The 12,432-nt window shown below is 44.5% G+C and carries 12 protein-coding genes; 4 read left to right on the top strand and 8 right to left on the bottom strand.

Annotated features, from left to right (window positions below):
- Positions 1 to 7: 7 nt before the first annotated feature.
- Positions 8 to 1,957, bottom strand: coding sequence for a cytochrome aa3 quinol oxidase subunit I (qoxB, locus tag ACZ07B_RS16075; RefSeq protein WP_003227407.1), 1,950 nt, complete (start codon positions 1,955 to 1,957; stop codon positions 8 to 10).
- Positions 1,958 to 1,984: 27 nt separating this feature from the next.
- On the bottom strand, positions 1,985 to 2,950 hold the full coding sequence (gene qoxA, locus ACZ07B_RS16080; protein ID WP_010886637.1) for a cytochrome aa3 quinol oxidase subunit II: 966 nt from the start codon (positions 2,948 to 2,950) through the stop codon (positions 1,985 to 1,987).
- Between the two features lie 515 nt (positions 2,951 to 3,465).
- Here qoxA and ACZ07B_RS16085 point away from each other — a divergent pair.
- Positions 3,466 to 3,711 (top strand): GlsB/YeaQ/YmgE family stress response membrane protein, encoded by a 246-nt coding sequence (locus ACZ07B_RS16085; protein ID WP_009968363.1) that lies wholly within the window; start codon positions 3,466 to 3,468, stop codon positions 3,709 to 3,711.
- A 70-nt stretch (positions 3,712 to 3,781) separates the two neighbouring features.
- Here the strand turns inward: ACZ07B_RS16085 and galT are convergent, their stop codons facing one another.
- The 4 genes from galT to slrC all read right to left on the bottom strand — a co-directional run bounded on the left by galT (position 3,782) and on the right by slrC (position 7,648).
- Positions 3,782 to 5,323, bottom strand: a complete 1,542-nt coding sequence (gene galT, locus ACZ07B_RS16090) for a UDP-glucose--hexose-1-phosphate uridylyltransferase (protein ID WP_049140922.1) — start codon at positions 5,321 to 5,323, stop codon at positions 3,782 to 3,784.
- Between the two features lie 3 nt (positions 5,324 to 5,326).
- Positions 5,327 to 6,499, bottom strand: a complete 1,173-nt coding sequence (locus tag ACZ07B_RS16095; RefSeq protein WP_049140921.1) for a galactokinase — start codon at positions 6,497 to 6,499, stop codon at positions 5,327 to 5,329.
- A gap of 76 nt (positions 6,500 to 6,575) precedes the next feature.
- A complete protein-coding gene (locus ACZ07B_RS16100; RefSeq protein WP_003227398.1) occupies positions 6,576 to 6,959 on the bottom strand; it encodes a GtrA family protein in 384 nt (127 codons plus the stop codon).
- Positions 6,960 to 6,976: 17 nt separating this feature from the next.
- Entirely contained in the window at positions 6,977 to 7,648 is a 672-nt protein-coding gene (slrC, locus tag ACZ07B_RS16105; protein WP_014478350.1) for a transcriptional regulator SlrC, read from the bottom strand.
- A 353-nt stretch (positions 7,649 to 8,001) separates the two neighbouring features.
- Between slrC and slrA the strand changes: the two genes are divergently transcribed.
- The 3 genes from slrA (at position 8,002) to ACZ07B_RS16120 (ending at position 10,449) form a co-directional block, all read left to right on the top strand.
- Positions 8,002 to 8,160 (top strand): transcriptional regulator SlrA, encoded by a 159-nt coding sequence (slrA, locus tag ACZ07B_RS16110; protein WP_003243648.1) that lies wholly within the window; start codon positions 8,002 to 8,004, stop codon positions 8,158 to 8,160.
- Between the two features lie 442 nt (positions 8,161 to 8,602).
- On the top strand, positions 8,603 to 8,911 hold the full coding sequence (locus ACZ07B_RS16115) for a DUF485 domain-containing protein (RefSeq protein WP_003227392.1): 309 nt from the start codon (positions 8,603 to 8,605) through the stop codon (positions 8,909 to 8,911).
- On the top strand, positions 8,908 to 10,449 hold the full coding sequence (locus ACZ07B_RS16120; RefSeq protein WP_003227390.1) for a solute symporter family protein: 1,542 nt from the start codon (positions 8,908 to 8,910) through the stop codon (positions 10,447 to 10,449). Before ACZ07B_RS16115 ends, ACZ07B_RS16120 begins: the two co-directional genes overlap by 4 nt.
- A gap of 30 nt (positions 10,450 to 10,479) precedes the next feature.
- Here the strand turns inward: ACZ07B_RS16120 and ACZ07B_RS16125 are convergent, their stop codons facing one another.
- Both ACZ07B_RS16125 and efeB read right to left on the bottom strand, forming a co-directional pair.
- On the bottom strand, positions 10,480 to 11,082 hold the full coding sequence (locus tag ACZ07B_RS16125; protein WP_464877424.1) for a DsbA family oxidoreductase: 603 nt from the start codon (positions 11,080 to 11,082) through the stop codon (positions 10,480 to 10,482).
- Positions 11,083 to 11,171: 89 nt separating this feature from the next.
- Entirely contained in the window at positions 11,172 to 12,422 is a 1,251-nt protein-coding gene (gene efeB, locus ACZ07B_RS16130; RefSeq protein WP_464877425.1) for an iron uptake transporter deferrochelatase/peroxidase subunit, read from the bottom strand.
- Positions 12,423 to 12,432 lie beyond the last annotated feature (10 nt).

A 12,432-nucleotide genomic window follows, 5' to 3' on the forward strand; every position in this document is an offset into this window, starting at 1 on the left:
CGCCTCCTTATTCGGAAATCTTTCTTTCCGTCTCTTTTATTTCATCAACACTAATGTAGTAGCCGTTGTCGTATTCGAATGAACGCAGAACCATGCAGAGCAGGACTCCGATCAATCCGACTACGCCCATCCAGTACCATTCAAATACCAGTCCAAAGCCAGCGAGACCGAAGGCAACAGACATAAAGAACGGTCTGCCTGAGTTGCTTGGCATATGGATTTTCTTGAATTTGCTTTCAGGGTATAATTCAGTTTTTTCTTCTTTCATATGCAGGAATGCATCTTGAGATTTGACTTCAGGAAGCACCGCAAAGTTGTAATGCGGCGGAATCGCAGAAGAAGTCGCCCAATCAAGCGTACGTCCCACACCCCATGAATCTCCGCTGATTTCACGAGTAGAGTAACGGAAGCTGTAGTAGATGTTATAGCAAAGGATTAAGAATCCTACACCCATCATGAAAGCTCCGACAGTTGAGATAAAGTTCAATGTTGTCCAGCCGTCGTTCGGTCCGTATGTGTAAATACGGCGAGGCATACCTTGAAGCCCCAAGAAATATTGCGGGAAGAAACAAATATTGAACCCGATCATAAAGATCCAGAAGAACCATTTTCCGATTCTTTCGTTCAGCTTGTGGCCGAACATTTTTGGATACCAGAAAATAAATCCGGCGAAACAAGCAAATACAGTACCCGCGATCAGCACATAGTGGAAGTGAGATACAAGGAAGTACGTATTATGGTATTGATAATCCGCTGCTGCCATCGCAAGCATAACCCCTGTAACCCCGCCGATAACGAAGTTAGGAATGAACGCAAGCGCCCACAGCATAGGTGTTGTAAAGCTGATTCGGCCTTTATACATTGTAAAGAGCCAGTTAAAGATTTTAACCCCGGTTGGGATTGAGATTGCCATTGTCGTAATTGAGAAGAATGAGTTAACGGACGCACTGTTCCCCATTGTGAAGAAGTGGTGAGTCCAAACTAAGAAACTCAATACAGAGATGGCGATAATAGAACCAACCATCGCTTTGTAACCAAACAATTGTTTTCTTGCAAAGCTTGAAATGATTTCTGAGAAAATACCAAACGCCGGAAGAATAACGATATATACTTCAGGATGTCCCCAAATCCAGAACAAGTTAGCCCAAAGCATCGGCATACCGCCTGCTTCCAATGTGAAAAAGTGAGCGCCGAACAAACGATCAAATGATAAAAGTGCTAATGCTACTGTAAGTACAGGGAACGCAAACACGATAATAACCATTGTGATCAGTGTTGTCCATGTGAACATTGGCATACGCATTAATGTCATGCCTTTTGTTCTCATTTTTAAGATTGTTACCATAAAGTTGATCCCTGTCATCAGGGTACCGATACCGGCAATCTGAAGTCCGAGGAGGTAGTAGTTCTCACCCGGCCCAGGGCTCATGTCGTTACTTGCAAGCGGCATATAACTCGTCCAGCCTGCGTTCGGAGAACCTCCGATAACGAAAGAAATATTGAAAAGCATCGCCCCTACAAAGAACGTCCAGAAGCTCAGGTTGTTCAAGTAAGGGAACGCAACGTCGCGGGCACCGATTTGAAGAGGCACAACAACGTTAATAAGACCGATTAAGAACGGCATCGCCATGAAGATGATCATGATTGTACCGTGAGTTGTAAAAATTTCATTATAGTGGTTTGAGTCTAAAAAACTGTTATTCGGAAGCGCTAGCTGGGCACGCATCATCAGACCGTCGACACCGCCGCGGAATAACATAATTACAGCAGATATAATGTACATGATTCCGAGTTTTTTATGGTCAACAGTAGTTATCCATTCAGACCACAGCCATTTCCACTTTTTGAAGTAAGTCAGTACAAAAATAATGGCAATGGTTGAAAGCGCAATGGAAACTTGTGCGCCCAGAATTAATGGGTCACCAGTTACGAAAAATTCGTCCCATTTGAATTTCATGCAGGCTTCCTCCTTTCCTGATCAATATCATTCTTCTGTATCATCAGACTTCTTAAATTCGTTTTTCTTTACGTTTTCAAACGGATCTGTTTTAGAGTGCGGTGAAACGGCTTGATAGCCAAGGCGTTTGCGCGCCTCCATCGCGTACTCAGCGTCTTGTCCGTGATCAACGTATTTCAAGTGAGTAGAAGAGAACGTTAATTCGTCCACATTTTCAGGAAGCATCAATTCATCATACTTCTCTTTTGTCAGCTTAGGAGCCTCGTTCTGAGTCTTTTTCACCCAGCTGTTAAAGTCTTTTTCTGTGACTGCATTCACATCAAACTCTTGGTCTGCAAAATGTTCACCTGTGAAGTTCGCGTTGCGGCCTTCGTAAGTACCCACTTTGTCAGCCTGTAAGTATTGATCCATCAGCATTCCTGCCATCGCATATTTTTGCCCTCCAAGCTGAGGAATCCATAGCGAAGCCATTGAATCTGCAGATGAGATTTTGAACAAGATCGGGCGGTCGACAGGAATGTTTAAGTAGTTGACCGTTTCAATATCCTGTTCAGGGTAGCTGAATACCCATTTCCAGTCTACCGAAGTAGCATAAACAACAAGAGGCTCTTTATCTTTTGTTGCTTCAGGAGCTTTTTCTAACGAATATATCGTCTGTACTGTTGGCACAGAAAGTGCAATGACGATTAAAATTGGGATCACTGTCCAGACTACTTCTAAAAACGTGTTACCGTGAATTTCTGGGTTATAAGATCCATTATCTTTGCCTTTACGGTCGCGGTATTTTACTAAAATAATGGTAAATAGAACAAAGACGACCCCGACGATAAACAGCATAAATCCGATAGATAACAGGATTAAATCACTTTGCTGTTCAGCTACAGGTCCTTTCGGATCTAGTACTGAAGCATTGCTGCATCCCCCAAGGACGAAAACCACAGTTAACAGCGCTAATACAAGCAACGGTTTTAATGCTCTGAACAAGAAGATCACCATCCTTCCTATTGATGTAATAAATCTGAAGTGCATACTTCCTCAAAATCTTTTCTCTACTTTGTTATGCTATCAAAAACTTCACTTATTAGCTTTATTTTTTTATAAACTTCATCCCATTTTCGCTTAAATGTCATAAAATCGACAAAAATTGCTCCAACTTTATTCACATCTATCGCTTAAGATGAAAAGTTTCTAGTTATTTCCGCATATAAGTAAAGAAAAGATGATGAAGAACTAATTCTGACAAATAAAGGTTTACCACAATAAAAAACTTAGGTCAATCAAAAATTTCATTTTGTTAAACTTTCTAGATAGGAATTATTTTTTCCTTGTCTAGCATCTTTTCACACGGTTACCATTTTAACGCATCAAATATTGAAAGAAAAGGCGCAATGAAGAGCCAATATGCTCTGAATTGTCCGTATTTTTTAATGAGAGCATCCAGTTGTTTATCTTATACAAAAAAGAGGAATGATATAAGCAAATAAATAAAAAATAGGATGTGTTGCATGATGAGTTTTCTTATTTCACTTATCGTCGCTATTATTATCGGATGGCTTGGAAGCCTGTTTGTAAAAGGAGATATGCCCGGAGGAATTATCGGGTCTATGATCGCAGGTCTTATTGGCGCCTGGATCGGACACGGGCTGCTTGGAACATGGGGGCCGCACCTAGCCGGATTTGCCATTATTCCAGCGGTAATCGGTGCAGCCATTGTTGTCTTTCTAGTAAGCCTGTTAACCAGAAAAAGAGGATAAAAGCAGCAGCACCCGAAGCGTCAGCGCTTTGGGTGTTTGTTTTGCCATAAAAATCGAAAAAGCCTCAACCCTAGCGGTTGAGGCTTTTGACTGGTTTGACGCCCAACTGGTCGATAAACCTTCTGAAGGCCTGTTTTCCTTCTGTTGTCTGTTTAAACACACCGGCGTGTTCAAGAATGCGAGCGAATACATGTCCCAGCTCTTCTTTTATGACTAGATCTGCATTCTCTTTTGTTATGGTTCTTTTTCCCATCATCCGAATAGCCCACTCACTATGTTTTGCCGTGAGCGGATTTTGTTCTAAAGCTGTTTTCGGATCAGCAGAGCATAGCGCCGCTGCCGTTTCTTTCATTTCCTCCTGTAAGCGGCCCGGCAATATCGCCAATCCCATGACCTCAATCAGGCCGATATTTTCTTTTTTAATATGGTGAACTTCCTTATGGGGATGAAATATCCCTAATGGATGCTCCTCATCCGTCCGGTTGTTCCTCAGTACGATATCGAGTTCGTACAAGCCTCCCCTGCGCCGCGCAATCGGTGTGACCGTATTATGGGGCGTATCGCCTGTATAGGCGGCAATGGCGGCTTTTTCATCGGAATACATCTGCCACGTGCGGAAGATATGGTCAGCAGCTTCGGCGACATGACCCGGTTCGTCTCCTTGGAGCCTGAGCACAGACATCGGCCACTTCACTAAGCCCAGCGACACGCCGGGATAATCTTTTAATTCATAAACGTCTTCCGCTTCTGCACGTGCCATTGGAAAATCATGCGCGCCGCCTTGGAAATGATCATGGCTTAGGATGCTGCCGCCGACAATCGGCAGATCCGCGTTTGAACCGATAAAATAATGCGGATACTGCCCGAGAAATGACAGCAGCCTTTCAAATGTTTTTTTGCTGATCTCCATCGGTTCATGTTCACCTTTTAAGACAATGCAGTGCTCCGGATAATAGACATATGGCGAGAATTGCAGGAACCATTGTTCGTCCTCAAGGATGACCGGGATGATTCTGTGATTTTGCCGGGCTGGATGATTCACGCTTCCCTCGAACCCGACATTTTCTTTACACAGCAAACACATCGGATAATTTGTCTGTTCCTGCTCTTTTGCAGCCGCAATCGCTTTCGGGTCCTTTTCAGGCTTTGATAGGTTAATGGTCATTTCCAGTTCGCCATATTCGGTCGGCACCGTCCAATGAACATTTTTGGCGATTCTGTCAGTCCGTATATAATAGACATCCTCTGAATATTGATAGAATTCCTTTGTCGCCTGTTTTGGGCCGTATAATGCTTTTGTCTCTTCAAATTTGCGAATGACCTCTGACGGAGCAGGTACAAAACAGCCCATCAGCTTTGCGCTGAGCAGGTCACGGTACGTATCTGTATCCGCTTCCATTCGGCCGGTTTCGGCAGCCCATTTATAGATGGGAGCGAGCAAGTCCGGCAGGCTTTGTGACTGCTTGATGCTGGTGCTGGAGACCGGCTCGGGATGTGTGATGCCCAGCGCTTCATAAAGACGGTTTCTCGTATATTCCCGATCCCAGATCGAAATCAATTTTCGTTCCAGGCCATACTCAAGCAGCTGTTCCAGATGTTCAATAATACTCATATGTCACTCCCCCTTTAGTTCTCTCGCTCCCTCTCCGATATCCGCGACATAAAAATCCGCTCGGAGCCCTGTTTTTGCTTGATATCTGTCTCCAACCTTCTGAATAAAATCATCAACGAACTCATCTTTTACAATGCTGATGGTGCATCCGCCAAAGCCTGCTCCCGTCATTCTTGATCCAATTACACCTTCGTGATCCCATGCCGCAAACACAAGCTCATCAAGTTCAGGGCATGTTACTTCATAGTCATCCTTCAATGAAAGGTGGGATTCCTTCATTAACTGCCCGATTTCATCTATATTGTTCTCTTTGAACATATGGGCCGTTCTAATAGCACGATGATTTTCGTATACAGCGTGCTTTGCCCGGCGTCTGTTCGTTTCATTTTGGATCAGGCTGGAATGCGCATCGAAATCAGAAGGCTTGATGTCGCCCAGTGCGGCAATATCGAGGCCTTTTTTCAAATCAAGCAATGCATCATTGCATTCTTGGCGTCTCGTATTATAGCTTGAGTCAGCCAATGTCCTTTTTTTGTTCGTGTTCGCGATGACCAGCGCGAGGCCTGAGACATTGAGTTTGCTATATTCATAGTCAAGCGTGTCGCAGTTCAGCAGCATCGCATGATGTTTTTTCCCCATTCCAATTGCAAATTGGTCCATAATTCCGCAATTGACGCCGATAAAATGGTTTTCCGCATGCTGCGCCATTTTCACAAGCTCAAGCGCATCTACTTCAGGATGAAAATAGCTTTGGAGCACGACCCCCATCAGCAATTCAATAGAAGCGGAAGACGACAGCCCCGCCCCGTTTGGAATATTCCCTGAAAATACAATGTCAAAGCCATGGGGAACTGCATATCCCCTCTGTTGAAATTCATAAATCACGCCTTTTGGGTAGTTCGCCCAGTCGTCTTCTTTTTGATAGCGAATGTCGTCAAGGCTGCATTCCTTGATGCCTGCGTTTCTAAAGTTATCTGAATACATCCGGACAAGCCCGTCGTTTCTTTCTGCAACAGCAGCATATGTACCCATTGTCAGCGCGCACGGAAAGACATGCCCGCCGTTATAGTCTGTATGTTCTCCAATCAGATTCACTCTTCCAGGTGCGAAAAAAAACCGTAACCCCTCTTTTTCTCCGAATACACTTGCAAATATCCCCTTTAGCTCTTCCCGCATGTGCAATCACCTTTCTGGTTTTTATTTTTTATTCCCCTTATTTCTAGAAAACGGCAGATCATATGCTGCAGTCCTCTCATACCCCTTCTTCTTTTGTTTTTTTAAAGACGAGCCATTTGCTCGCAACATAGTTGACGACAACAATGACCGCGTTGTCGAGTATTTTGGCCAAGGTTTCATTTGTATTAAACTGGCCGACAAGAATGATCATCATGCCTAAATCTATGCCGAGAGACAGGACCCGAACGCTGAAAAAAGCAGTGAGCTCTTTCAGCAGGCTCTGCAGATCATGTGTTTTTTGCTGAAACACATATAATTTATTTGTTATGTAAGCAAACAGCACGGACAAAATCCAAGCGGCAACAGTGGCGGCTTTGTAATCCACATTCATGATCTCTACCAAGATATAAAAGCTGGCGATATTCACAATGGTTGTGAAAACCCCCATAATGATATACATAATTATTTCTCTATACTTCACTGATGTTCCTCGCTTTCTGAAAAACTTTTCAAAATTCTTGGCGTCTCGTGCTCTCTGTCTAAAGTAAAAAATACCGAGAGTGCGTCTAAAAAGCTGCGGAAGGTGGCTGGCTGGCCCAATACATATGATTGTTTGATGATTCCGTCGAGGACTGCACATATTATTTTAGCCGTATATTCAGGATCAATACAGGCGTCAATCAGCTTTCTCTCCTTCAGCCACTTAATATATAACACATTTTCTTCCACCCACAATTCGTACAGCCGGACATAGGCCTTGCATTTCTTTAAGACTTTATATGTCGGCATGTTCATGGCAAACGAGGTGATGTCCCACGACGGCTTATTTATGTAATAGGAATAAAGCAGTTCTGCAGCGTGTTTTGCAGCCTCGTCCAATGTCAGCGATTTCACTGACTCCCGCTCCATTTGATCAAGATACCCTATAATGATCTTTTTTTTCATCTGACGTTTTTCGAGAAGGTACAGCAGAAAATCGTCCTTGCTGACAAAATGAACATAAAATGCTCCTTTGCTGTACCCGGCGGCTCTGCTGATATCTTCTACAGAAACCGGATCATACGCTCGGTCAATCAACAAATTCACGCCAGCGTCTATAAAACTTTCAAATGTTGCTTCTCTTTTAATTTGAAATTTGTTTTTTTTCATATTTTTCTCCTGGCGGTAATGATTACCCTTATCTTACACCGGATCAATCTTTAGCGGTATTTATTTCTTTGAACGGTTATGCTATTCGGTTTCCCAGGGGTCATTTTTAATAGGCTAAATGATTTATTTTCATTTACATACTATCCAGTCAGTATTTAATTGTTTATTATTATAAATAAGGTCCATTGGTTATATTAGTCATTTTTTTAGGGAATAGGTAGGTGGTTTTTCCTTCAGTTTGTGACACCGAGCAACTATGTGTGAAATTTGTTGTACTCGCCTCATCATCGCGCTGGCTTGTCTTTTATTGCCCGCATGTTGCAGGAAAACATTTTATACAATTGGAGGTTACTATGAAAACTCATGTTAAAAAAGATTTGGACAAAGGTTGGCATATGTTAATTCAAGAAGCTAGATCCATTGGATTAGGCATTCATGATGTGAGGCAGTTTTTAGAATCTGAGACAGCATCGAGAAAGAAAAACCACAAAAAAACCGTCCGGCAAGACTAGTCCGAACAGGCGGATCTATTTACCTCTGGCTTTTCTATCACCTGATCTGAGTTTTCACCATATCCTCTATTCAAAAGCAAATCGCTGCGCTGAGCTTGAGGACAAACGGTGTGTCAGCTAACTACGACAGACAGCCGGTGATGCGATCACCTTTTGGCACATGCATTGTCATAAAGAGGTGATGCGAACATGATAACCGTGCTCTGGTAAACAGCAGCTTTGCTGAGAACAAGCTGCATTCGGTGAGGTTTTGAAAGCAAACTCGTTTATACACGGCCGAGCTTGAAAACCTTCGCCTGTCTTTAGACCACTGTGTTCACCTCTTCACGACTTCCTTCTTTTTTCATCCTCCAGATATTGTTCAACGCATAAATCGGACTTTCAGTACATACCTATTGGTGTACCTTTTTGCTTACGTTTAGCGAATAAAAGGAGGAAAGCCATGTACAAAGCTGATTATAAACAGATTGCTGCAACGCCGTCTTTTCAAGCTTTTTTAAAGCAGAAACGCGCTTTTATTGTTCCTTCTGCGATTTTCTTTTTTGTCTTTTATTTTTCACTCCCTGTTTTGACATCTTATTTCACCTTTTTGAATGCACCGGCCATTGGAGCTGTTTCATGGGCTTGGCTGTTCGCCATCGCCCAATTCGCTATGACCTGGATACTGAGTACTGTGTATTCCCGGAGAGCCGCCCATTTCGATAAGTATGTAAGCGCTTTAAAAGAGGATCTGAAGGGTGAACAGACATGAATATGACTGCTTTTTTATTATTTTTGGCGATTGTTGGCCTGACGCTTATTATCACGTATTTTGCCGCGAAGCGGACGAAAACGACGAGTGAGTTTTATACGGCGGGCGGCGGGCTCACCGGCGTTCAGAATGGACTGGCAATTGCCGGTGACTACATGTCTGCCGCCTCGTTTCTCGGGATTGCCGGAATGATTGCGTTATATGGATTTGATGGCTTCTTTTACAGCATCGGTTTTCTGGTGGCTTATCTCGTTGTCTTGTACATCGTGGCGGAGCCGCTTCGGAATCTTGGAAAGTACACGATGGCAGACATGATTGCCGCTCGCTTTAAAGAAAAGAAAATCCGCGGTGTCGCGGCTCTCAATACCATTGCCATCTCTACTTTTTATATGATCGCCCAGCTCGTGGGGGCGGGCGCGCTGATCAAACTGCTTCTAGGGCTGGATTATACCGCGGCTGTCCTCATCGTCGGAGTGCTGATGACCATTTATGTCGTGTTTGGCGGCATGATCGCGACAAGCTGGGTTCAAATTATTAAAGCCGTTTTGCTGATGGCCGGCACACTCGTGATTTCGATTATCGTGTTTTCGAAATTCGGCTTTAGCCTTAATACCATGTTTGAACAGATGAAAACGGCTACTCCGCTGGGCGCTGATTTTTTGAACCCCGGAAATAAATACAAGGTGCCGCTTGAGACCTTGTCGTTAAATTTGGCACTCGTGCTGGGAACCGCCGGGCTTCCGCATATATTGATCCGGTTTTATACCGTTAAGGATGCCAAGACGGCCCGTACATCCGTTGTGTCAGCGACATGGATTATCGGTGTGTTTTACATTATGACGGTGTTTCTCGGCTTTGGTGCCGCGGCATTTGTCGGTTTTGACGCGATTACGGCGGCTGATCAAGCGGGAAATATGGCGGCTCCGCTTTTAGCAAAAGCGCTCGGAGGAGACTTTCTGTTCGCGTTTGTATCAGCCATCGCCTTTGCCACCATTTTGGCTGTCGTGACAGGGTTGGTGCTGTCTGCCGCCTCAGCATTTGCCCATGATATTTACAGCCAGATTATCAGAAAGGGAGAAGCAACTGAAAAAGAACAAATGAAAGCGGCCAGATGGGCTTCTGTCGCCGTGTCAGTACTCTCGATTCTCCTTGCGATTTTTGCACAATCCTTAAATGTGGCGTTCCTTGTTGCACTCGCGTTTGCAGTAGCCGCCAGCGCAAACCTTCCGCTGATTGTGTTTACAGTCTTCTGGAAACGATTCAATGCCTCAGGCGCTTTATGGGGCAGCCTGACAGGCCTGATCAGCGCGCTTGTGCTGGTATCGATGAGCCCTAGTGTGTGGGACCCGGCCGGAGGTGCTATTTTTACCGGTGATCCGCTCATTCCGCTGTCAAATCCAGGAATTATTTCTATCCCGCTCGGCTTTCTCGGCGCGTGGCTCGGAACGGTGCTGTCGTCTGATAAAACAATTGATGAGGATACGTTTGCAGAAATACAGGTGAAGGCGCATACTGGCGTCCATATGGAACAGGAATAAAAAAAGCTCTCTTTATCGAGAGCTTTTTCCTTACTTTTTCTTCTGCTCGTCAGAAATCGCTTTTTCAAATACATCCTTGCCGGCAGCACCCGGAATTACAGTGTCACCGATAATAAAGGTTGGAACGGCTGTGATGTCAGCCTCTTCATAGGCGTGCTTCAAGGCTTGGCGCTGCACGTCCTGATATGTTCTTGTTTCCAGTGCTGATTTGAATGATGCACCGTCTAATCCCACTTCCTCGGCGAGCTTCGTCAAGATGTCAATATCGCCGATATTTTGGCCCTCCTGGAAAAATGCCTGAAAGACACGGGTGTTGTATTCATGTCCTTTATTGTATTCCTTCGCAAAATGGAAGCCTTCAAACGCGAGGTCTGTATACGGATGGGGCGAGACGTTTGGAAAATTGATCTCGACCCCTAATTTCTCCGCCATTGGCTGAATAGATGTCTGCCACATGTACTGTTTGGAAGAATCATTGACCGGATCAAGCTGAGGAGATGGGCTTGGGCGCAGTTCAAACGGCATCCACTCGACTTCAACATCCTTTCCTTTTGTCGCTTCTTCAAAAGCGGCTTTTCCAACAAAACAAAATGGGCAGACGTAATCTGAATAAACTTTAATGTGTACTGTCATGATAATCTCCTTTCGTATAAATTGATTTTAAACTGTAACAATTAAAGTTACAACTGTTTTTTAAATAAAGAAGCCGATTTAGGCTTCTTTTATGATTCCAGCAAACGCTGGGCAATATATTCTCCTTTTTTGCAGCCGCCTGGGCATGCATATAAAGCAGAACCGATTGTTTGTGTATATTCGTTTAACGCATCCTTTGCTGAAAGAGCCTTCAGCATCGGGATAAACTGATTGTCGGGATTTTTTTGAAAACTGATAAACAGGAGACCTGCATCCATATAGCCGGTTTTCGGATCAAGTCCTTCTGTGTAAGAGAAAGCTCTTCGCAAAATTTGTTTTCCCGTAGATTTCGCTAGACTGACGTGTGAATTAGACGGAATTTGATTCAGCTTCACGGGATCTGTTTCCTTTTTCTGTCCGAAAGGCGCCCCTGAGCTTTTTCTGCGGCCGAAGGTATCCTCTTGGTCCTTGAGGGAAGAGCGGTCCCATATCTCAAGGAACATTTTGATTTTCCGGAAAGCCATATAGGTGCCGCCCGTCATCCAGTCAGGCTCACCGGACTGAACCCACACGATCGAGTTCATCAAGCTGTCATCCTCCGTGCTCTGGTTGCCTGTTCCATCTTTAAACCCGAAGAGATTGCGCGGTGTTTCGCCATTTTTTCCTCCGCTTAAAAAGCCTTTGTTCACAAAGCGGACCTCACAAGTGCCGACCGCTTGATTTAGCAGGTTACGCAGCGCGTGAAACGCCACTTGCTCGTCGTCTGCACATACTTGAATGCAGATGTCCCCTCCTCCCTGCTTTTCATCCAGGTTGTCATTGGGCATCGCTGGAAGAGCGGCTAGGTGCTTCGGCTTTTTGCTTTTCAGCCCGAAGCGGTCCTTTCCGTCTTTTTCAAAAAAGCCAGGCCCAAATCCGAATGTGACCGTTAAGTTGGAAGGGGATAAATCAGCAGACTCACCTGTATCCTGCGGCGACAGATATTGATTTCTCTGCTCAGCTGACATTTTCTTGCCAGACGTCAGCATCTGTGTGAGACTTGTCCAGTTTCTAAATAACGTAATGATGTCGCTTTTGTCTTTTGCTGTTACATCCAGCGCAGCAAAATAGACATATGTTTGATGGGCAGTTGTGATTCCGGCCTGATGCTTTCCGTAAAACGGAACGACCTGATCATCCTCTTTTTCATCCTTTTTCGATGACTTAGCCGCGGTCTGCACAAGCGGAGCGAGTCCGCCGAGTCCGCTGGCACCGATCGCAACGGCTGCCCCCGCCATCGCTCCCCATTTTAAAATGTCCCGTCTGTGAATTTGTTCTGGCTTTTTTTGTTCATCGCTCATGCTGTTACAA

The sequence above is a fragment of the Bacillus sp. 9.4 genome (genome assembly GCF_055486415.1).